The organism is Gemella morbillorum, from assembly GCF_900476045.1.
Classification (GTDB): Bacteria; Bacillota; Bacilli; order Staphylococcales; family Gemellaceae; genus Gemella; species Gemella morbillorum.
This window is the reverse complement of record NZ_LS483440.1, coordinates 96009-118625: the sequence shown is the minus strand read 5'-3', so window position 1 is coordinate 118625 and position 22617 is coordinate 96009. Positions and strand designations below refer to the sequence as shown.

The 22617-nt window shown below is 32.2% G+C and carries 19 protein-coding genes; 6 read left to right on the top strand and 13 right to left on the bottom strand.

What is annotated here, in order from left to right:
- Positions 1-6: 6 nt before the first annotated feature.
- From DQN46_RS00500 to DQN46_RS00485, 4 genes are all read right to left on the bottom strand, one after another.
- Positions 7-528: a GNAT family N-acetyltransferase gene (locus DQN46_RS00500; protein ID WP_111742632.1), complete on the bottom strand. Its 522-nt coding sequence runs from the start codon at positions 526-528 to the stop codon at positions 7-9.
- A 130-nt stretch (positions 529-658) separates the two neighbouring features.
- Positions 659-883, bottom strand: a complete 225-nt coding sequence (locus tag DQN46_RS00495; RefSeq protein WP_004633985.1) for a KH domain-containing protein — start codon at positions 881-883, stop codon at positions 659-661.
- A gap of 10 nt (positions 884-893) precedes the next feature.
- Positions 894-3323, bottom strand: coding sequence for a leucine--tRNA ligase (gene leuS / locus DQN46_RS00490; protein ID WP_111742631.1), 2430 nt, complete (start codon positions 3321-3323; stop codon positions 894-896).
- A gap of 222 nt (positions 3324-3545) precedes the next feature.
- Positions 3546-5066, bottom strand: coding sequence for a C39 family peptidase (locus DQN46_RS00485; protein WP_111742630.1), 1521 nt, complete (start codon positions 5064-5066; stop codon positions 3546-3548).
- 210 nt (positions 5067-5276) lie between these two features.
- On the opposite strand from DQN46_RS00485, the gene galE reads away from it, so the two are divergent.
- Positions 5277-6296 (top strand): UDP-glucose 4-epimerase GalE, encoded by a 1020-nt coding sequence (galE, locus tag DQN46_RS00480; RefSeq protein ID WP_111742629.1) that lies wholly within the window; start codon positions 5277-5279, stop codon positions 6294-6296.
- A gap of 114 nt (positions 6297-6410) precedes the next feature.
- Here the strand turns inward: galE and DQN46_RS00475 are convergent, their stop codons facing one another.
- From DQN46_RS00475 to DQN46_RS00430, 9 genes are all read right to left on the bottom strand, one after another.
- Positions 6411-7091 (bottom strand): C39 family peptidase, encoded by a 681-nt coding sequence (locus tag DQN46_RS00475; protein ID WP_111742628.1) that lies wholly within the window; start codon positions 7089-7091, stop codon positions 6411-6413.
- A gap of 153 nt (positions 7092-7244) precedes the next feature.
- A complete protein-coding gene (locus tag DQN46_RS08525) occupies positions 7245-9008 on the bottom strand; it encodes a CHAP domain-containing protein (RefSeq protein ID WP_145961391.1) in 1764 nt (587 codons plus the stop codon).
- Between the two features lie 140 nt (positions 9009-9148).
- Positions 9149-10150, bottom strand: coding sequence for a glycosyltransferase family 2 protein (locus DQN46_RS00460; RefSeq protein ID WP_111742627.1), 1002 nt, complete (start codon positions 10148-10150; stop codon positions 9149-9151).
- Positions 10151-10207: 57 nt separating this feature from the next.
- Positions 10208-12190 carry a glucosaminidase domain-containing protein gene (locus DQN46_RS00455; RefSeq protein WP_111742626.1) on the bottom strand — a complete coding sequence of 661 codons (1983 nt, stop codon included), beginning with the start codon at positions 12188-12190 and terminating at the stop codon, positions 10208-10210.
- 239 nt (positions 12191-12429) lie between these two features.
- The gene (locus DQN46_RS00450; protein WP_111742625.1) at positions 12430-13119 is read right to left on the bottom strand and encodes a sugar phosphate nucleotidyltransferase; all 690 of its coding nucleotides are present in this window, start codon (positions 13117-13119) and stop codon (positions 12430-12432) included.
- A 24-nt stretch (positions 13120-13143) separates the two neighbouring features.
- Positions 13144-14019 (bottom strand): DMT family transporter, encoded by an 876-nt coding sequence (locus DQN46_RS00445; protein WP_111742624.1) that lies wholly within the window; start codon positions 14017-14019, stop codon positions 13144-13146.
- Positions 14009-14878, bottom strand: a complete 870-nt coding sequence (locus DQN46_RS00440; protein WP_111742623.1) for a phosphotransferase family protein — start codon at positions 14876-14878, stop codon at positions 14009-14011. Before DQN46_RS00440 ends, DQN46_RS00445 begins: the two co-directional genes overlap by 11 nt.
- 140 nt (positions 14879-15018) lie before the next feature.
- Entirely contained in the window at positions 15019-16041 is a 1023-nt protein-coding gene (locus tag DQN46_RS00435) for a ribitol-5-phosphate dehydrogenase (protein ID WP_111742622.1), read from the bottom strand.
- A 1-nt stretch (position 16042) separates the two neighbouring features.
- Positions 16043-16750 carry an IspD/TarI family cytidylyltransferase gene (locus DQN46_RS00430; protein ID WP_004633963.1) on the bottom strand — a complete coding sequence of 236 codons (708 nt, stop codon included), beginning with the start codon at positions 16748-16750 and terminating at the stop codon, positions 16043-16045.
- A 177-nt stretch (positions 16751-16927) separates the two neighbouring features.
- Between DQN46_RS00430 and DQN46_RS00425 the strand changes: the two genes are divergently transcribed.
- From DQN46_RS00425 to DQN46_RS00405, 5 genes are all read left to right on the top strand, one after another.
- Entirely contained in the window at positions 16928-17896 is a 969-nt protein-coding gene (locus DQN46_RS00425; protein ID WP_197712512.1) for an acyltransferase family protein, read from the top strand.
- Between the two features lie 207 nt (positions 17897-18103).
- Complete coding sequence (locus DQN46_RS00420; protein WP_111742621.1) at positions 18104-19591, top strand: oligosaccharide flippase family protein; 1488 nt, start codon at positions 18104-18106, stop codon at positions 19589-19591.
- 10 nt (positions 19592-19601) lie between these two features.
- Positions 19602-20405 carry a LicD family protein gene (locus DQN46_RS00415; RefSeq protein ID WP_111742620.1) on the top strand — a complete coding sequence of 268 codons (804 nt, stop codon included), beginning with the start codon at positions 19602-19604 and terminating at the stop codon, positions 20403-20405.
- A gap of 54 nt (positions 20406-20459) precedes the next feature.
- Positions 20460-21566: a glycosyltransferase gene (locus DQN46_RS00410; RefSeq protein WP_111742619.1), complete on the top strand. Its 1107-nt coding sequence runs from the start codon at positions 20460-20462 to the stop codon at positions 21564-21566.
- A 10-nt stretch (positions 21567-21576) separates the two neighbouring features.
- On the top strand, positions 21577-22614 hold the full coding sequence (locus DQN46_RS00405; RefSeq protein WP_111743719.1) for a sulfotransferase family protein: 1038 nt from the start codon (positions 21577-21579) through the stop codon (positions 22612-22614).
- The last annotated feature ends 3 nt before the right edge of the window (positions 22615-22617 follow it).

Genomic DNA, 22617 nt, shown 5'->3' with positions numbered 1-22617 from the left:
AGCCTCCTATAAAAAGTTATATTCATAAACACATTCTTTCAAAATAAAACTAGAGAAATTCGATTTTATTATTTTTCCAGTATCGATAAAGCCTTGTTTTTCATAAAAATTTCGAACATTATAATTCTCTAGAACAACCTTCAAATATATTTTATCACAAAAAGCTAGGTTTTCGAGCGCTTTATTTAATAATAATTTCCCTAACCCTTGTTTTTGATGAGTTGGTAAAATATTTAAAGCAAAAATTTCGTGACTATATCCTAACTCATCATCGCGTGCTTTACCTACAATAACATCTCCAACAATACTATACCCAGAGTTTAAACATTGACCTCCAGTATCTTCTACAACGTAAGCCATTATATCCTCACTAGTAATAATCTTTTCTAAATTTTTCGACATTTTTTCAACTGAGAGATTCGCTAAAAATTCTGCTGGCATAATGTTATTATACGTTGCTCTCCAAGTTGCTATATGAAGTTTTGCCATATCTTTTGCATCAGCAGCTATCATCTTTCTTACTTTCATAACACTCTCCCAAAAACTCCTAATAATATTATACACGAAAAAATATTCTGTCTTTTTTATTTATCCCATTAAAACAAAAAATCCGAAAAACTCGTAGCCTTTCGGATTTTTATTGTAAAACCTATTTATATTACTCGACTAAATCTAAATAAACTTTTTTGCTAAATGTAGTTGAGTTTAATACTGTACGAATTGCATTAATAACTGTTCCTTTTTTTCCAATTACACGACCACAATCATCTGGATGAACAGTTAGTATATAATGCTCGCGCGCATTTTTAACAAATTTTTCAATTTTGATTTCGTCTTTATGTTCAACTATTTCACTTACAATATTATAGATTAATTCTTCCATTATTACTCTCCTATTTTGCTACGATATTTACCAATCTTCCAGGTACAACTATAACTTTCATTACTTGTTTACCTTCAATTAGAGCTTTTACTTCTTCATCAGCAAGAACAATTTGCTCTAATTCTGCTGATGTTAAATCTTTTTTAACATCTAATTTTGTTTTAACTTTACCCATAAGTTGAACAACTATTTCTACTGTATCACTTACAAGTTTTGTTTCATCAAATGTCGGCCATGCTACATATGAAACTGACTCAGTATTACCGTAGATTTCCCACATTTCTTCTGCTAGGTGCGGTGCAAATGGTGCAAGTAGTTGAATAAATCCTAATGCATATTTACGTGGAATATATTCAGCTTTGTAACAATCATTTACAAACACCATAAGTTGTGAAATTGCAGTATTGAAACCAAGAACTTCGATATCTTCTGATACTTTTTTCACAGTGTAGTTGTAACTAACTTCTAATTCAGCATTCTCTTTATCTAAAACTTTATCGTTTACTTTTCCTGTTTCTTCATCAACGAATAAACGGTAAACTCGATCTAAGAAACGACGTGATCCATCAAGACCATTTTCACTCCATGCTATAGATGCATCTAATGGGCCCATAAACATTTCATAAACACGTAATGTATCAGCACCATGTGATACGATAATATCATCAGGGTTTACTACATTACCTTTAGATTTAGACATTTTTTCTGGACGCCCATCTTTACCTTCAGCAAGAATCATACCTTGGTTGAATAGTTTTTGGAATGGCTCACGACTTGGCACTAGACCTAAATCATAAAGAACTTTATGCCAGAAACGAGCATATAGTAAATGAAGCACCGCATGCTCTGCACCACCGATATAAACATCTACAGGTAACCAATATTTTAATTTTTCTGGATCCGCGAACATTTCATCATTGTGTGGATCGATATAACGTAGGTAGTACCAACAAGAACCAGCCCATTGAGGCATTGTGTTAGTTTCACGTTTACCTTTTTTACCAGTTTCAGGATCAACTACATTCAACCACTCTTCGATATTCGCAAGTGGTGATTCCCCTGTTCCTGAAGGTTTGATATTATCAGTTTCAGGAAGCAATAGTGGAAGTTCACTATCGGGTACTGTTGTCATAGTCCCATCTTCCCAGTGGATAATCGGAATAGGTTCTCCCCAATAACGTTGTCTTGAGAATAACCAATCGCGCAGTTTATATGTAACTTTACTACGTCCAACATTATTTCCTTCTAAAAATTCAATAACCTTTGCGATTGCATCTTCGTTATTAAGTCCATTAATAAATCCAGAATTGATGTGTAGCCCATCACCATAGAACGGTACTACTACTTCACCATTATCCTCGATAACAGGAGTAATCGCTAGATTAAATTTAGTCGCAAACTCAAAGTCACGCTCATCATGCGCAGGAACAGCCATAACAGCTCCAGTTCCATAAGATGCAAGTACATAATCAGCAATCCAAATTTCTACTTTTTCTTCGTTTACTGGGTTAATTGCATAAGCACCTGTGAAAACTCCAGTTTTATCTTTATTAAGGTCTGTTCTTTCAAGATCAGATTTACGCTTAACAACATCTAAATACTCATCTACTGCAGCTTTTTGTCCTTCAGTGACAATTTTTTCAACAAGTTTATGTTCAGGTGCAAGTACACAGTAAGATACTCCAAAGACAGTATCAGCACGTGTAGTAAATACTGTGAAACTTTCATCTGTTCCTTCTATTTTGAAATCAATCTCCGCACCAACAGATTTCCCAATCCAGTTACGTTGCATTGCTTTAAGGCTTTCAGGCCAGTCAAGAATATCTAAGTCTTGTAATAGTTGTTCTGCATAATCAGTGATTTTAAGCACCCATTGACGCATTGGACGACGCTCAACAGGATGTCCTCCACGTTCAGACTTACCATCAATAACCTCTTCATTAGAAAGTACTGTTCCTAAGGCAGGGCACCAGTTTACAGGCACTTCATCAACATAAGCAAGTCCTTTTTCATAAAGTTTTTTGAAAATCCATTGTGTCCATTTATAATAATTAGGATCAGTTGTATTTACCTCACGATCCCAATCATAAGAAAATCCTAGTTCTTTAATTTGACGACGGAATGTATCAATATTTTGTTTGGTAAATTCCCTCGGATCATTTCCTGTATCTAATGCATATTGTTCAGCAGGTAATCCAAATGCATCCCACCCCATTGGATGAAGAACATTATATCCATTTGCTCTTTTATAACGACTTAAAATATCAGTCGCTGTATATCCTTCTGGGTGCCCTACGTGAAGCCCCGCTCCAGATGGATAAGGGAACATATCTAATGCATAAAATTTTTCTTTAGTATGATCATCTAATGTTTTAAATGTTTTATTTTCATCCCAATATTTTTGCCATTTTTTCTCAATAACTCTGTGGTTATATACCATAAGTTTAGCACACTCCTTCGCTCTACAAGTTCTATACTCTATAGTATACCAATTTTACCCTTATTTAGCAACATCCGAAATAGAAAAGTAGGTTAAATCTATACTTTATACAATAAGTAAAAACCAGCCTAAAAATTTGGTTTTTTATTATCATCTAGAAATTAGACAAGAACTCTAACTTTTAACTGATATTTTATCAAACTTTAGACTAGTTTTTATTAATTAGTTATTTCCTATCATCATAAATGATCCACCCATTACTGTATCAGATGGTTCAAAGCTACGTTGATTCCAAATATTATTTACATCATACCATTTTCCAGTAGTATAAGCATTATCTGGATCCATTGCTTTTGTTTTTCCATTTTGGTAGCCACTTAAAACTACCGCATGAGTATAATAATTTCCTTTTACAAAATAACCATTCGCCATCGCTGCAAATACTGGACGGCCACTTTGCAATGCTTGAACTAATTGTTCTTTTGATTGAATTACACTATAGTTGAACCCATAATGACGAATTGCATAAGCCGCTCCTCTACCTGAAGTACCTATTTCTCGCTTGTTAAACTCGTTAGTATTATAATAAATTACATCTGCCACATCTGTAGGTTTAACTTGTTTTCCTAAACCTGAAAAAGCCATAGCTAAAGATGTTGGCACACATCCTGTGTTTCTCATAGTTGAAAGCCCATAACGTTTACTTCCCCAACGCGCATCACCTTGATAGTATTGAGGCATATTTAGTGGTTGGGCGTTATTTTCTTTTCCGTAATTTGGTATCCATTTTCCAGTTGAATCTACATAGTAACGTCCGTTATCTACCCAGCTACTTACAACCATCTTACCATCAGCACCTAACCAATAGTTTCCTGCCCATGCATTTCGTTTATAAACTCCATCTTCTCCTAGGTAATACCATGCTTTATAGGTATTGTCATATATCCAGCTTTTTACAACCATCTTACCATCTGAACCTAAATAGTAGTCTCCTACCCACGCGTTTTTTACTAAGTTACCTTTATTGTCGTAGTAATACCAAACTCCTCCATTTGATAGCCATCCTATTTTCTTATCTTCTAGTTTCTTAGCCTCTTTATTCCACAGTCCGTCAGCCCCTACGTAATACTTGTTGTTATCTACCCAACTATTTGTTGCCATTCGACCATCTGAACCTAACCAATAGTTTCCTACCCATGCATTTCTTGCCATTTGTCCTTGAGTATTATAGTAGTACCATGCTCCTGATTTTTCAGTCCATCCTGGATTTTGAGCATTTTTTACCCATAGTCCATCATGACCTACATAATAGTTGTTGTTGTCTACCCAGCTATTTGTTACCATACGACCATCGACTCCTAGCCAGTAGTTCCCTGCCCACGCATTTTTCACCATTTGTCCTTGCGCGTTGTAGTAGTACCACGTGCTTCCACTTTGTATCCAACCACTTTTCTTCTCTTCCGGTTTCTTGGCATCTTTTACCCAGGCTCCATTACTTCCCACGTAATAGTTATTGTTATCTACCCAGCTGTTTGTTACCATACGACCGTCAGCTCCTAGCCAATAGTTTCCTACCCATGCATTTCTTGTTAAACTTCCATTAACACTATAATGATACCATGTACTTCCGCTTTGTATCCAACCTTGTGCTGCTTGTACTTCGTTACCATCAACTGTATTTATAACTACCGGAGTTGCTAAAACTGTTAGTAATCCGACTCCTAATTTTATATTTTTTCTCATTAATCTATCTCCTAAAATAACCACTATTATTTACTACTAGATTCTACTATACTTCATAAGGATTGTAAACTAAAATGAAGCCATAAAAATACTTATATTCTCTATAATCTTTGTACCTCTCCGACTTTTCATTGACAATTATACTTCCTTCCTTTAAAATTATAAATATAAATCATAGAAAGGGCTCGTATTTACGAGAATAAAATTGATATGACTAAAATCTTAGTAACAGGGGGAGCTGGATTTATCGGTTCTCACACTTGTATTGAATTATTAAATAATGGAAACGAAGTAGTTGTTGTAGATAACTTATACAACGCTAGTAAAAAAAGTTTAGAAGTAGTAGAGCGAGTTACAGGGAAAAAAGTAACTTTTTATGAGGTTGATATACGTGATGAAGAAAAATTAAACGAAGTTTTTGAAAAAGAACAAAATATTTTTGGAGTAATTCACTTCGCTGGGTTAAAAGCAGTTGGAGAATCATGCCAGATACCTCTTAAATATTATGATAATAACGTTGCAGGAACTACTACACTTTGTCGTGTTATGGAGAAAAATAATTGTAAAAACATTATCTTCAGTTCTTCTGCAACTGTATACGGGGATCCTCATGCACTTCCTATTAGAGAGGACTTCCCATTATCAGTAACTAATCCTTATGGACGTACTAAACTAATGCTAGAAGAAATTTTAGGAGATATTTATAAAGCAGATAACGAGTGGAACGTAGTTCTTTTACGTTACTTCAATCCAATTGGAGCACATGAAAGCGGAGATTTAGGCGAAGATCCAAAAGGAATTCCTAACAATCTACTTCCTTATGTTATGCAAGTTGCTGTTGGAAAATTAGAAAAAGTTAATGTCTTTGGTAATGACTTCGATACTCACGATGGAACGGGGGTACGCGACTATATTCACGTAGTAGACTTAGCACGCGGACATGTTGCTGCTCTTAAAAAATTAGAAAAAGGTAGCGGCCTTACTAAGTATAATCTAGGTACAGGTATTGGATACTCTGTTCTAGATATAGTTAAGAGTGCTTCAGCTGCTGTTGGCCGTGACTTACCTTATGTTATAGTCCCTCGCCGTGCAGGAGATATCGCTGCATGTTATGCTGATGCAACAAAAGCAAAAGAGGAACTTGGTTGGGAAGCTTTATATGATGTTAAACGTATGTGTGAAGACTCATGGCGTTGGCAAAGTAAACATCCAAACGGATTTGATGAATAAAAAATTTTATAACTAAAATTAATATAATAAAAAGCTTAGGATAATTAACAATCCTCAAAAAGTCTAACTTTTGAAGGATAGAGCAAATATTATCCTAAGCTTTTTTATTAAAATCTATTTGTAAACCGCCATAAAAGGACCCCCTACGGCATTGTCCTCTAACTCTAGACTGCGTTCGTTCCAAATATCATCAACACTATACCAACGATTTGTCTTACTCATATTATCCGGATCTATCGCTTTTGTTTTACCGTGATCATAGCCACTAAGTATTATTGCATGTGTACTATACCCTCTAACAAAAATTCCGTGACCAACTGCCCCGTAAACTATCTTCCCACTTTTAAGCGCTGCTATCAAATCTTCTTTTGAATCAATTACTTGATATTTTAAACCCCAGTAAGTAATTGCATCCCGCGCTCCTAGACTTGAAGTCCCTGTAAACATAGTATTCATTTCCATAGTAGTATCATAAATATAATCTGCCACCTGAACAGGTGTAACATCTTTCACTAATCCAGAGATTACCATTGCTAAAGAAGTAGGCACACAACCAGTAATTTTCATATTAGATATCCCATATCTCTTATCGCCCCAACGCGCATCCGCTTGATAGTACTGCGGAAATTCAGTAGGTTGTACAACTAGATTCTTATTTTCATAAACAAGTTGATTTGATATATTTTCATAATAAGTCCATTTACCTTGTTGATCCTTTAACCATTCTGCTTTTATTTGAGTAGCACTTCCAAAAATTAGAACAAAAATAAAAGTAATTCCAATAAACTTCTTCACATCGTACACCTCCTACCTTCTCAAATTTAAAATTTATTTTATAACATTCTATATTATACTATGATTTCAAATTTTTAACAAATTCTTGTCACTAGAAAAGGTGAACTTGATAATAATCAAAATTCACCTTTTTAATTTTAAAAAACTTAATTTTTAATACATTGGTCTTGCATATCCTTTAATATAACGAGAGTCCCAGTTATAAGTTTTTCTATTTACTTTTGTTGGCGCTGTATCTCCTGCATATTGAGCTGAATTCCCTTCGATAGTAGTAATTACTCCATTATTTACAGATTCTACTATACCGATATGGTCTGCCCAACCACCACCATCCCAGTCGAATGTTACTATATCTCCTACTTTGGGTTGTGTTTTTCCTTTCCAGATTCCTTTTTGTTCCAATATTCCAATATGGCGTTGAACTCCACATTCACGACCTATTAAATGACTAAGTCCAGCTTGTTGGAATACCGTTGTTACAAAGATATCGCACCAATCGTCTGAATATTTTGCAGTATAGCCTACAGGTTTAGGATTAACAGAGTTATATGCATCAACTATTTTTTTGTGTTCTTCACTTCCTGATTGAACACCAAGATAATTTCGGGCAATGTTTAGAACACTATCTAGACTAGCCCTACCAGTAGCAGATTTCCCTGCATTTTTCTCCCAAGCGCCACTAGGCCCTACATAATAACGACCATTGTCTACCCAACTATTCGTCGCCATCTTTCCATTTGAACCTACCCAGTAGTCTCCTACCCATGTGTTTCTCTTGTAAACTCCATTTTCTCCTAGGTAATACCATGCTTTATATGCATTGTCATATATCCAACTATTTGTTGCCATCTTTCCGTTGGCTCCTACCCAATAGTCACCTATCCATGTATTTCTCTTGTAAACTCCGTTTTCTCCCAGATAGTACCATGCTTTATATGTATCGTCATATATCCAACTTCTTACTATCATCTTCCCATCTGAACCTAGATAATAATCTCCCTGCCATGAGTTTTTTACAATTTTTCCTTTATCATCGTAGTAGTACCAAACTCCTTCATTTGATACCCAACCACTTTTCTTCTCTTCTGCTTTCTTAGCGTCTTTCTCCCAAGCTCCATTAGCTCCTACATAATAGTTGTTATTGTCTACCCAACTATTTGTCGCCATCTTTCCATCTGAACCTAACCAGTAATTTCCTACCCACGCATTTTTTGTTAGGTTTCCTTTATTATCGTAGTGATACCATGCTCCTGATTTCTTTGCCCAGCCTGGTCTTTGGGCATCTTTTACCCATAAGCCATCGGCTCCCACATAATAGTTGTTATTGTCTACCCAGCTATTTGTGGCCATCTTACCATCTGAGCCCACCCAGTAGTCTCCTATCCATTTATTTTTTTCCATTTGGCCTTGACTATTATAGTGATACCATGTGCTTCCGTTTTGAATCCATCCTGTCTTCTTGGCATTTCTTACCCATACGCCATTACTTCCTACATAATAATTATTGTTATCTACCCAACTGCTTGTTGCCATGCGTCCATCAGCTCCTACCCAGTAGTCCCCTACCCACGCATTTCTTTCCATTTGGCCTTGATTATTGTAGTAATACCATGAACTTCCACTTTGAATCCATCCTGTCTTTTTAACATTTTTCACCCATAGTCCATCATGACCTACATAGTAGTTGTTGTTGTCTACCCAGCTGTTTGTTATCATACGACCATCTGCACCTAACCAGTAGTTTCCTACCCAAGCGTTTTTAGTTAAACTTCCGTTATCTTTGTAATGGTACCATGCACTCCCATTTTGTACCCAACCTTGGGCTGCTTGCGCTTCGTTACCAGATACTTCTCCTACTACGAATGGTGTTGCTAAGACTGTTAAAAATCCTAACCCTAATTTCAAATTACTTCTCATAATTTCTTATTCTCCTACATTTACTATTTTCTTTACACTAATGCACCTTATATTATATCATCTTTCTTATCTATACTACGTTACAAGTTAATTACAATTAAAAGAGAGATACGTTACAGTTCTTTATCTCTCTTTCTTAGTTACTTACTATAATATGTTTTCTTCCAACTAAATCCTTTTACTAAACCAACTAATGTCCCTAATCCATAATATACATGGATTAAAAATAATAGTATAGGCATTAATAACAACGTAATATTAAACTTATTATTTATAATTGTCATCAGCATAATCATCAAAGTAAATATTAAATATAAGCTACTTAACAACGCTATAAATAGTTTAGTGAATGGAATCATTAATAGGCTAAAAATAATCGCTAACACAAAAACTAATGGAACAAAATGGAAAATAGATAAACATTTACGTTCTACGTGAGACGTAAGACCAATCCAATAACCATTAGAATACTTCTGCTTCAACATTTTTTTTAGTGTTGGGCGGATATATTGATAAGATACTATTTCAGGAGTATATCTTATCTTATAACCATGTTTTCGAATTCTATAATGAATTTCATTATCTTCTGTTCTTATTAATTTTTCATTTAATAAGCCTACTTTTTCAAAAACTTCTCTTTTATACATCCCATGAAAAATTGAGTTAACATATTTAGCCCCCTCAGATTTTCTATAATCCGCTATACTACTTCCGAACATATTTTCTTCAACTAAATGTAAGGTTCTTGAAAAATTATCTGTAGTTTCTACTATAGTAGGTCTTCGTCCGCCAGAAATATCTTCCCCGGACTGAATCACCTCTACATTTTTTTCAATAAAATTTTCTGAAATTTTTGAATGTCCGTCTACTTTTAAAATAACATCACCAGAAGCATTTTTTACTCCTAAGTTAAATCCACTTGGTTGTGTTTTCTTAACATTGTCTAATACTTTTACACTATAAAACTCTTCATCACTGTCTCTAAAAGTCTCCATAATTTTTTTACTACTATCCGTAGACATAGCATTTATAAGTATTATTTCTATTAAACTATGTGGATAAGTCTGTTTTTTAAAATCATCTATTAGTCCTGGTAAATATTTCTCCTCATTAAATGCACTCACTACCACCGATACTAACATACTCTTCACCTCATTAAAAAGTAAGCTAGATTAAAATCTAATCTAGCTAAACTTGTATTATCCATCTTTTCTACCTAATTTTTCATTAGCTGCGAACATTATACTAGCTATTGATTCTCCCCAATATGGTGCTGTTGCGTAGTTAACGTTCATTCCTCCAGCTTTATTTCCAAGATAAGCTCCACGAGCAGGATATGTTGATTTTGATAAATATTTCTCATTAATCCAACGTGCTGCGCCTAAAATACCAGCATCAACATTATCAAACTTAGTAGCAGCATTATATGGATTGTTATCATAAGCTGAAATACCAAAGAAGTTATTTTTATCTCTAGCAATCTTACTTCTTCCCCACGCACTTTCTAAAGCACTATGTGCAACTAAGTACAATGCATTAACACCATACTTTTCTTCAGCAGCTTTAAATGTAGCTCCTTTGCCAGCTAATCTACTGTCGCTAGCTCCCATTAAGCTATACAATCTATCTAAATCTGCTGCTGTATAATTTGTTTTTGATTTTAAATTGCTGAATTGGAATGGATGATCTAATTTGAAAGTTCCAAAATTAATTCCATCCGCCGAATAATAAGATTTTCCTACTACCATATCTTGATGATGACGCGCAACCATCACTTTACTATATTGTGAATATCTGTGGTAGACATATTTACCATCACTAACATAATCTGGAATAAATGTAGTGCTAGAATTTACCGCTTGAACTTGTGATGGATTTACATATCCTGTCAATCCTGCTACTTGAACTGGAATTCTTCCCCCCACACTAGCTCTATTATCTTTAAATAGAATTGTATCTTTAGATACATGTGATAAAATATTTCCACTAGCATCATATACTGGAATATATAGTGACACTACTTTATAGTACCCAGAGTATGCATTATTTTGCACCCAAGCGCCACTAGGCCCTACATAATAACGACCGTTATCTACCCAACTATTAGTCGCCATCTTTCCATTTGAACCTACCCAGTAGTTTCCTACCCATGTGTTTCTCTTGTAAACTCCATTTTCTCCTAGGTAATACCACGCTTTGTACGCATTATCATATATCCAACTTTTTACTACCATCTTTCCGTCTGAACCTAAGTAGTAATCTCCTGCCCATGCATTTTTTACCATTTGACCTTCTTTATTGTAGTAATACCAAACTCCTCCATTTGATACCCAACCACTTTTCTTCTCTTCTGGCTTCTTAGCATTTCTTTCCCATAATCCATCTTTACCTACATAATAGTTGTTATTATCCACCCAACTATTCGTTGCCATCTTACCATCTGAGCCTAACCAATAGTTTCCTACCCACGCATTTTTTGTTAGATTTCCTTTATTATCGTAGTGATACCATGAACCTGATTTCTGTGCCCATCCTGGTCTTTGGGCATCTTTCACCCAGTACCCGTCAGCTCCTACATAGTACTTATTGTTATCTACCCAACTATTTGTTGCCATACGTCCATCTGCACCTAACCAGTAGTTTCCTACCCATTTATTTTTTTCCATTTGGCCTTGACTATTATAGTGATACCATGTGCTTCCGTTTTGAATCCATCCTGTCTTCTTGGCATTTCTTACCCATACGCCATTACTTCCTACATAATAATTATTGTTATCTACCCAACTGCTTGTTGCCATGCGTCCATCAGCTCCTACCCAGTAGTCCCCTACCCACGCATTTCTTTCCATTTGGCCTTGATTATTGTAGTAATACCATGAACTTCCACTTTGAATCCATCCTGTCTTTTTAACATTTTTCACCCATAGTCCATCATGACCTACATAGTAGTTGTTGTTGTCTACCCAGCTGTTTGTTATCATACGACCATCTGCACCTAACCAGTAGTTCCCTACCCAAGCGTTTTTTGTTAGGCTTCCATTTGCTTTATAATGATACCATGTACTTCCACTTTGTACCCAACCTTGGGCTGCTTGCGCTTCGTTACCAGATACTTCTCCTATAACGAATGGCGTTGCTAAGACTGTTAAAAATCCTATTCCTATCTTTATATTGTTTCTCATAGCCGTTATATCTCCTAAATCTACTGTTACTCTTTATATACTAATTTTTTAACTTATTATTAAATTTGGTTTATTCTTCAATCATATAAAATTATAACATACTCTATCCTCTAACCCTTTTACAATTTGGTTACAAATAACCTCCACTATTAAATACTGTAACAATGGTATTTGACGCATATCCAATTTAATCATATATAGTCTCTTTTATAACTATATTAAAAAAGAATACGAATTTATTACTCGTATTCTTTCAATATTTCTTCTAATTTTTTATAATCTTTAACACTATCAATTTCGTAGATGCTATTCGATTCTAATTCTTCGACATAAACATCTAACTCATTAATATTGTCTTTAACCATGTTATCCCAATATAAATTTATAAAATCTCCACTATTATATGCTTTGTCTATAAATCCAACAATTTTCTCAGCTGTAGGTTTATCCCAAAATGATACTCCACTCAATATTCTACCAGCTTTACTATCGACTATAATATCTTGAACTTTATAATCATCTCCATAAAGAAGGAACCATTCATTTTCACAATCTTCACGATAAACGCTAAAATATGTAGAACGTGTTACATCTGTTCTAAACATATTTTTAAATAAATAATTATCCGCATCTATTACATAACTATCTGCTAAATAATCTTTTACTAAATATAACGAATAAAAGTTATTATATTCTGCATATTTATCATTCAATACTAGTTTTACATTATATTTTTCTTTTAAATAATCAAATTGTTCATGTAGATATCCTACTACAATTATAATTTCATCTATTCCTTTTTCTTTTAAATATTCTATTTGGTATTCTACCAACGGCTTATCTTTTACTTTGACAAGTGCTTTCGGCGTGTTGTTAGTCATAGGTCTAAGCCTAGTACCTAAGCCCGCCGCTAAAATTATCGCTCTCAAAATTTATCCTCCTAAAATTTTCACCTAGTCTTTTATAATTATATATACCCCAAAGATAATAATTAATGACGTAATTATTACTTGGAAGCCAAGTCCTATACCTAAGAAAATTGCAGAAAAGATCACAGTCCAAACAACATAACTGACATTTAATCCTGTTGCTTTTGCTGGTTGCAATCTATTTATCGCAATATAGTACATAATATATGATACCATATTACTTAAAACAAAGAAGAAAATTAACCCCCCCAGCTTAATATCCGCTACTTCTCCTATAGTAAAACCATTAAACATAACAATTACCAAATAAGCTAAAAACGATGTTACTTGTCTTATTAATAACGTCTCAATCTCTGTTAAATGGTTACTCATCGCATACGAACTTAGGACACTTTCACTCCCCCAAGCAACTGCACAAATTAGCGCAAAAAGAAATCCTATGTAAAAAGAATTAACCTGCTCACTCTTATAACTTTGAATAAAGATACCTGTTATTATTAGTGCAATCCCTACAATTGTCTTTGTAGAAACTTTATGGCGCAGAAAAATAACAGCTAATATAACAGATACTGCTGGATAAATTGCTGTGATTGATGAAGTCAATCCGCTACCTATATATTTCACCGCGTAAAGATTACACTGCATTCCTATCGGCCCTGCAAGTAAAGCACCAATTATAACACTTACGTTTCTAATATTTGTAAATATTTTAAAGTCTATCTTTTTATACTTTATTAATAAAATTGACGCAAGTATAAAAATACTAATAAAGTCATGAACAACTGCAACGACAAAAGGTGAAATATTATATAAAGAAAATATATATGCACTTATTGTGAGTCCTAATCCCCAAAATAAGCCTGAAAACAATCCAAATGATATCCCTGATTTATTTTTCATAACTCGCTAAATACTCCTTCAAATTCTTAAGACAGCGATTATATCTGTCTTGACCATAACTACCAAAGTCATCTCCCTGTTCTTCTTTATAAATAGTCCATAGACTCCATAAAAAGTCCTGAAGAATCTTGTAAATCATAACTTTGACAATACTAACAGGTGTCTTTTCACTATAATAATGTTTGAAAAACTCTCCTTCTTCTGCTTTTTTAAAATTAGATTCTAAAAACAATGCTGCCAAATCCCACATTGGATCATTCATCGCGGCATACTCCCAGTCAATAAGATAAACTCTTTTATCTGGTGCTTCAATAAAGTTTTCCGGTACTAAATCTGTATGACATGATTTTCTATCTACACCTAATTCTTCAAGATGATTTTTTAAAGAAAAGATTTTCTCTCGTATTTTATCATAATATACATACTTGATGTCTTCTGTAATTAAGTTCTCATATTTTTCAATCTCAGAAAATACATCAAACTCACCATCTAATTCTTTTCCTGAACCATGTACTCGTTGTAAAATTTTAGCAACTTCTTTTGTTTTAGCTTTTAAATAATGAGCATCAAAAGTAATCGCATCTTCTATATACTCATTAACTTTTATGCCAGCATCAATATCAAAAATATAATTTTCAACATCAAGCTCTAAATCACGAAGTTTTGCCAAATTATTCTTTTCATTAATTCTATTTATTAACTTATCCGTTCCTTTTCCAAAGAACTTCACTATATATTTTTTATTCGTAGTTACAACTAGATAGTTGTTATTAGTCATCCCACCTAGGCGTTCTACACTCTCTATCTCTTCTGAGTCAGAAAGTAGTCTTTCTATTTTATTTTTAATCAATTGTTTCAATGGACAAACCCCATTTCTGTATTACATTAGTATTTTTTCCATTATATCACAAAATCAAAAGTTTTTCATCGCTAATGTAAAATTCTTATGCTTAACATATAGAAATAGGAGTACTATAGTAGTACCCCCATTTTAAAAATCTACACTTCCCACTTAAACACTGTCTTAAATGCTGTATTTAAGTCTGTTGCGAACACACGATGAATATCTTGAATATTTTGCACAGGCTCTTCTAAGTATATGATGTTTTTAAATCTTCTTTCAAATTTTTTATTACTTAACATTTCAACTGTTTTCTCAAAGTCAGCACGCCCTGAACGTGATGAACCAACTAATGTAAGACCTTTTTCTAGCACATCACGAGTATTAATATTTACTTTGTATTCACTTACTCCCATAAGTACCATACTACCTTGTGGTTTAATATATTTTATTAAATCGTTAATCGCATAACCACTGCCATCTCCGCCACAACATTCTATCCCATGATCAAAACTTAATTCTGCTGGAATATCATCAGTCAAATAACGTTCTTTAGCAAAACTAAATAAATCTAATTTCTCCCAATGGCGTCCTATAACTATTATTTCAGCGTTTGGTAAAACGTAGTTCACAATATTCGCCATAACATATGCAAGACTTCCATCACCAATTATTGCAATTCTATCTCTTTTACTATGAGCTAGTTTTTGAAATCTATCTATTGCATGCATTCCCACACTAATAAATTCACTAATTACCGCAACATTATCTTCAATACCATTATATGCTACTACCCTATCCTTTGGTAATGATACATATTCTCGCATAAATCCATCATAACCACTTGATAAGAAATGTGTCCCTTGCATATAATTTTCATAAAATTCGGCATCGCTTGCTCTTGGAGGTTGATTAGGAATCATTACAACTTTTTGCCCTACTTCATAAGTTCCTGTAGGATCCGCAATTACTATCCCCACACACTCATGAATAAGTGCCATTGGTAATTTCTTAGCAAGTACTTTTGGATCTCTCTTCCCTTGATAATATCTTTGATCCGCATGACATAACGCCATGTAATTCGGACGAATTACTATTTTATCTTTTTCATTCAAGTTTTCTTCATTATATTTTACATTAATAAATTTCGGCTTTACTAATTGATATATCTGATTTATCATATTACTCGTCCTCTAACATGCTCTTAGCAATTTTCAGATCTGTTACCGTTGTTATTTTTAAATTTGAGTATTCACCTTTAGCTAGAGCAACTTCTTTCCCCTTAATAACAAAAATTTTACAAGCGTCTGTTAATATTTGTTTTTCTTCACTAGTCAATGAATTATATAGGTTTAAAAAGTCTTTACAACGGAAACTTTGTGGTGTTTGTCCCTGATAATAATGAGCTCTATTAGGAATATTAGTAATATATTCCCCATTTGTACTTTCTACGATTGTATCCACAGCTTCGACTACAGTATCTACCGCATCACATTCTTTTGCCAAGCGAATATTATCTTTTATTATACGTAATGTAATAAACGGACGCACTGAATCATGAGTAATTACAATATCTTCATCCGTTAGTTCTTTATAGTCATCAATAGCTTTGATAATATTTTCGATAGTTGTATTTCTATCAGACCCACCAGCGACAATAATTATTCTGTCTTTAAATGTAGATATGTATTCTTCTACTAAGTCCTCTGCATGACTTATCCAATCTTCATGAACTCCAACCACAATCTTCTCAATTTCAGGCTCTAGTAAAAACTTTTCTATTGTATGAATTATTATCGGTTTATTCCCTAAATCTAAGAATTGTTTCGGCATATTGCTTATTCCCATTCTTGTCCCTGTTCCCCCAGCCAAAATTCCTGCGTATATCATATAATTCTCCTTAATTTGTTTTATTATCTGTTAATCGTTTTAATTATATCATACAAAATAACGGAATTGAAATGATAATAAACTCTGCTATCTGATAGAAAATAATTAAACTTATATTGCTATTGCATATTAAAAAAATGTGCGATACAATGACTATATGAAATTTAGGAGGCCACTATGGACATAATAATACTATTATTATTTTCAGTTTTAATATTTTTGCTACCAAAAAGCAATGTAGATTACTTAGAAAAAAACTCAACAAATGGGTTAAAAGGATTGTTAGCTATTGGCATAGTACTACATCACCTATCTCAGTGGATATCTTCTGGGGAGACTTTTTCTAATTTTCAATATATGGGTACTTATATTGTTTCTATTTTCTTCTTTTTATCTGGTTATGGGTTATATATTCAAACCAAAGTAAAACCTGATTATTTAACTAATTTTTTTAGAAAAAGACTGTTGAAGATACTTATTCCGTTTGTATTTATCTCTGGGATATACTTAATTTATAGAATGGCGTATCTAAAAGAAATAATAAATTTGAATTTCTTTTATAATTTATTTTTAAAAAATACCACTATAATATATAACGGTTGGTTTATCAATATCATAATTCTAACTTACATATTTTTCTATATCTCATTTAAATTCATAAAGAATGCCACTGTGGCTATTACAGTTAATTTTATATTTATTGCATTATATATTGTTGTAGCTATAAAATTGAATTATGGATTTTGGTGGTATAATAGCATTCTTACATTTATTATAGGATTAGTTTGGGCAAAGAATAAAAAAGTAATAGATTATGTCTTTGAAAAATATTATTTTTTAAGTCTAATACTTTTTACTATTTTAATATTTATATCTCATAAATATAGTATTGTTCTTTCTAAAGTAGGATTAGTAGATACCTATAGTTATGCAATCGCAGCGAATATAGACAATATTATTTTCACGATATATTTTATGCTAATTATAAAAAACATTGATTTCAATAATAACTATTTACTGAAACTAGGTTCAATATCCTTTGAATTATATATGATTCACGGTCTTGCTATTGCATTTTTTAGTAAATATTTTACTTCTTCAACTTTAAATGACATTCTCTTTACAACAACCGTTTTTTTTAGCTAGTATAATTTCTGCAAAGGCTATTCATCTAATAATTACTAATATTCAAAAAAGATAACTTAATGTTATCTTTTTTAGACCTATAATATTTATTTTAATCAAAGAGCGCCCTATTATTCTCTTTATATTAAGAATTTATTTTAAAACTATCTCGGATGTGTATTTTATGCTATAATAAAAAATAGAATTTTAGAAAGGATTTACTTTTGCATGAAAAGTATTAAAATCAATGCTTTAGCATATGTAGGTATTAGAATTTTAAATACTATATTCCCTTTACTGACAGGGACGTATGTAGCGCGTGTCTTAGATAAAAGCTATTATGGGTATTTTAACTCTGTTGACACTATCTTATCATTCTTCTTACCTTTTGCCACATATGGAGTTTATTCATACGGATTAAGAGCTATTAGCAATGTGAAAAATAATAAAGACAAAGTGAATAAAGCTTTCTCTCAATTATTTTACTTATGCATAGGTTGTACTATTTTAACAACATTAGTATATTTAGTCGCCTATCCTCTATTTTTCGAGAATAATCCTATACTAAAAAAAGTATATTTAGTTATGTCTATCCAGCTTATTGCCCAAATTTTCTCAATTGAATGGGTAAATGAAGCACTTGAAAATTATGATTTTTTATTTTATAAAACTGCTTTTATAAGAGTATTAATGCTTGCATCTATTTTTATTTTCATTAAAAACGAGAAAGATATAATTCCATATACTCTTATTATGAGTTTGGCCACTCTTATAAATTATGTAATTAGTTATTTTTGGATAAAAAAAGATATAAAACTAGTAAAGGTTAGCCTTAAGGAGTTTAAGCCTCTTTTTATACCTTTAACAGCAATGCTTATCTTCTCTAGCGCTAATATGCTATTTACTTTTCTTGATAGATTATTTCTAGTAAAAGCTGGCGAAGAGCTTTATGTAACTTATTACACTATGGCCCAAAGGATAGTTGGCGTCGTCACTGGAGTAGTTACTGGGGCCGTGAGTGTTAGTCTTCCTAGGCTTAATTACTACTTAGGTATTGGCGATAAAGATGCTTATACCTCTTTGGTTAATAGAGGAAGTAGAATATTTATGTTCCTAATAATACCAATAAGCTTAGGTTTAACTGTCCTTGGTACTGAAACCATTTTACTATACGGAAGTGAGAAGTATGTTGGTGGCGGCATATTAACATCCTTATTTGCTTTTCGCTTTATATTCTTAGCGTTAGATATTATCTTGGGTTCACAAATTATATTTGCTAATGGTTTTGAAAAAAAACTAACACTATTTACTGTATTATCAGGTTTACTTAACATAATTTTAAATAGCGCTTTATTCTTTAACAAAGTCGCTGCTCCCGAATTTTACCTACTAACAACTATGTTATCAGAGGCAATACTGTTGATTACTTATGTAATATTTATTAAAAAGAAACAATTAATCTCTTTAAAATATATATTCTCATATACTTTAAAATACTTTATGATTAGTTTGACTTTTATTCCTATTTATTTCATTATAAATTATATTCATCCTACTGAGATGAAAATTACATTAGATTTAATAATAAATATATCTGCTGTTATTTTCCTTTCTGTAATTAGTTACTGTGCATTCTTAACAGCAACTAAAGATGAGATATTTTATGAATTTTTAGGATATGTAAAAAAACTAAAAGATAAATTCTCTCGAATATAGGAGCTATAAAATGAAAAAAATAACTATAGAAGAAGCTAAAGAAATTGAACTCGATATTTTATCTTATATCGATGACTTTTGCAAAAAAAATAATATTGAATATTTTATAAACTATGGTACCCTTATCGGTGCAGTGCGTCATAAAGGTTTTATTCCCTGGGATGATGATATTGACATATCTATGACGCGTGAAAATTATGATAAATTCATTGAGTATTATAAAAATGATAAATCTAAATATAAATTGCTAGCGTTAGAAACAAATAAACACTATTTTAATAATTTTGCAAAGATAGTTGATAGTACTACTAGAATAGACAATACGAGAATCTATAAGTCATACCCATCTGGTATCTTCATAGATATATTTCCTATGGATTCATTTGCAGATAAAAAAATAGTAGATATTTGCTATACGCTAGAAAGTTTCAAACTATTATCATTCAGTAAGAGAAAAAATATTATCTACAAGGATAGCAAACTAAAAGATTTAATAAGAGGAAGCTTTTGGCTACTATTACGACCAATATCTCCTAGATTTTTTGCGAAAATGATAGAACGATATATCAAAAAATACTCAACTCCAAAAGGTCCATACGTAGCCTTTCTACCTTCTAAATTTAAGTATAAAGAAGTATTCGATAAAGAAGTATTTAATGATTTAATCGATATAAACTTTGAACATTTGACTCTGCCTGCTCCAAAAAATTATGATTTAATATTAACTCAATACTATGGTGACTACATGGAGCTACCACCAGAAGAAGAAAGATTTTACGGTCACGAGTTTAACGCATATAAACTTGATGAATAATATCGTCTTTCTAGTTACAATAAGACTTATTCCAAAGGAGATAATATATCTAAGATGAAAAAAAAGATACTCTTCGTTATATGGTCCTTTAGTTTGGGAGGAGGCGCTGAAAAAATGCTCTCTGTCCTTACTAGGAACCTAGATATTGATAAATATGAGATAGATATACTGGAAATAGAAAATCATGGGTATAAAGAAAAAATAGGTCCTCATACAAAAATATTACCTGCTTTTTTAAATCCTAACCACGATTCTAAATTACTACACAACTTAAAATGGTATATATTTAAGCTATTCCCTCGTTTAGTGAAAAAAATAAAAACAGGAAACAAAAAATATGATTTTGAAATAGCGTTTAACTATCTTTATCCTGTTTTTTGCATAGATAAAGATGCTAAAACAATTTCTTGGAATCATGGCAGTGTATACAACTTAAACCATGAAGAAAAAAAACGTGAGCGCTTAAGAAAAAATCTAAAATATGTTAATAAAATAGTAGCTATATCAGACAAAACAAAAGACTCTCTAATTAATGTATATCCTGAATATGAACATAAACTTACCCTTATTAATAACGGTTATGATTTTAACGAGATTATATCAGCTTCTAAACAGGAAATACCTCACAAAATAGAAGCTGATAATTTGATTTTCCTTGGAAGAATTGAAAAAGCTAAAGGTGTCCCCCGTCTTCTAAATATTTTTAAAGAAGTTGTCAGAGTTCTTCCTGAAAAAAAATTATATCTACTTGGGACTGGAGAATTAGATGCATACACTCTGGACTATATAAAAAAACATAACTTAACTAGCAATATTATTCCTTTAGGGTATATCAATAACCCTTATCCTTATATAAGTAAGTCCGCATATGTTATAATGCTTTCAGAAGCAGAGGGATTCCCTACTGTATTCGTCGAAGGCCTTGCTCTTGGAGCAGGTTTCATTAGTACAAATGTCGGTGGGGTCAAGGAGTTATCTAATAATAACCTATGCGGCTTTATCTCAGACGATGATAGCGAACTAATCCACTATCTCATTACAGAACTATCAAAAGAAAAAAATGATAGAATTATTAATGGTGATATATGTAAAAATCACGTAAATAAATACAGTATCAGTGAACAAATTAAAAGATTTGAAGAACTTTTAAATGAATTATAGAGGTGAACTAATGAAGAAGATTATTATTCCAACTGGGTATATGGGTAGCGGTTCTTCTGCTGTTACCGATTTACTGAGAGAGTATCCAGTAATAAATACAAAGAATGCTGATTTTGAGTATATTTTTCTGCATGCTCCTAATGGTGTTTTTGATCTCGAAAATAAATTATTAAAAAATAATAATGCTATTCGTAGTGATGAAGCTCTAAAAACTTTTAAGTATTTTATGACATCATTATATGAATATCGAGGATGGTGGCCTGCAGGATATAGACAAAAAGTATCAAAAAATATAGATAACATTGTAGAAGAGTATATCAATAATCTTACTACTTCTGAATTTCCTGGTGCTTGGTATTATTATGAAAAACCATCAACTACTATTTGGCTTTTAAATGCTATTAAAAATAGAATATTTAGACTCTTAAATATTAGAACAAAAAAAATAAGGCCTAAACAACAACAATTATCCTTTAGTTTACTCTCTCCTGATGAATTTTATAAATACTCAAATCTATTTATAAATAATATTATAGACGAATTTTCTAAAAATGATGATTATGTAGTTTTAGATCAGCTATTATTACCGCATAACTTACAAACTATAGAAAACTATAAAATGGATAATTTATATCCTATAATCGTCAGCAGAGACCCGCGCGATGTATTTATTTCAAACAAATATTATTGGTATCCTGATAATTATCAAGTTCCATATCCTCTAGATCCATATGAATTTTGTAAATATTACAAAACTGTCAGAAAGAGCGAACCACATTCTAATAACAGAATATTACGTATAAACTTTGAGGATCTTATTTTAAATTACGAGCAAAGTGTAGAACTAATAGAGAATTATCTAGAGCTTCCTAAGGGTTCTCACAAAGAAAAATTAAAATATCTAAATCCAAATTTATCTATTAATAATATCCAAATTTATAACAGAAATGATAAATATAAAGATGAGGTTACAATTATAGAGCAGGAATTATCTGAATATCTATATCCATTCAAAAATGAGATAATTTCTGATGGGGATATTTTTTAAAAT

Excerpts from the sequence above, each read along its gene's own strand:
- DQN46_RS00500 (WP_111742632.1), bottom strand. The coding sequence starts at position 528 with ATGAAAGTAAGAAAGATGATAGCTGCTGATGCAAAAGATATGGCAAAA.
- DQN46_RS00495 (WP_004633985.1), bottom strand. The coding sequence starts at position 883 with ATGGAAGAATTAATCTATAATATTGTAAGTGAAATAGTTGAACATAAA.
- leuS (WP_111742631.1), bottom strand. The coding sequence starts at position 3,323 with ATGGTATATAACCACAGAGTTATTGAGAAAAAATGGCAAAAATATTGG.
- DQN46_RS00485 (WP_111742630.1), bottom strand. The coding sequence starts at position 5,066 with ATGAGAAAAAATATAAAATTAGGAGTCGGATTACTAACAGTTTTAGCA.
- galE (WP_111742629.1), top strand. The coding sequence starts at position 5,277 with ATGACTAAAATCTTAGTAACAGGGGGAGCTGGATTTATCGGTTCTCAC.
- DQN46_RS08525 (WP_145961391.1), bottom strand. The coding sequence starts at position 9,008 with ATGAGAAGTAATTTGAAATTAGGGTTAGGATTTTTAACAGTCTTAGCA.
- DQN46_RS00460 (WP_111742627.1), bottom strand. The coding sequence starts at position 10,150 with ATGTTAGTATCGGTGGTAGTGAGTGCATTTAATGAGGAGAAATATTTA.
- DQN46_RS00455 (WP_111742626.1), bottom strand. The coding sequence starts at position 12,190 with ATGAGAAACAATATAAAGATAGGAATAGGATTTTTAACAGTCTTAGCA.
- DQN46_RS00445 (WP_111742624.1), bottom strand. The coding sequence starts at position 14,019 with ATGAAAAATAAATCAGGGATATCATTTGGATTGTTTTCAGGCTTATTT.
- DQN46_RS00435 (WP_111742622.1), bottom strand. The coding sequence starts at position 16,041 with ATGATAAATCAGATATATCAATTAGTAAAGCCGAAATTTATTAATGTA.
- DQN46_RS00430 (WP_004633963.1), bottom strand. The coding sequence starts at position 16,750 with ATGATATACGCAGGAATTTTGGCTGGGGGAACAGGGACAAGAATGGGA.
- DQN46_RS00425 (WP_197712512.1), top strand. The coding sequence starts at position 16,928 with ATGGACATAATAATACTATTATTATTTTCAGTTTTAATATTTTTGCTA.
- DQN46_RS00420 (WP_111742621.1), top strand. The coding sequence starts at position 18,104 with ATGAAAAGTATTAAAATCAATGCTTTAGCATATGTAGGTATTAGAATT.
- DQN46_RS00415 (WP_111742620.1), top strand. The coding sequence starts at position 19,602 with ATGAAAAAAATAACTATAGAAGAAGCTAAAGAAATTGAACTCGATATT.
- DQN46_RS00410 (WP_111742619.1), top strand. The coding sequence starts at position 20,460 with ATGAAAAAAAAGATACTCTTCGTTATATGGTCCTTTAGTTTGGGAGGA.
- DQN46_RS00405 (WP_111743719.1), top strand. The coding sequence starts at position 21,577 with ATGAAGAAGATTATTATTCCAACTGGGTATATGGGTAGCGGTTCTTCT.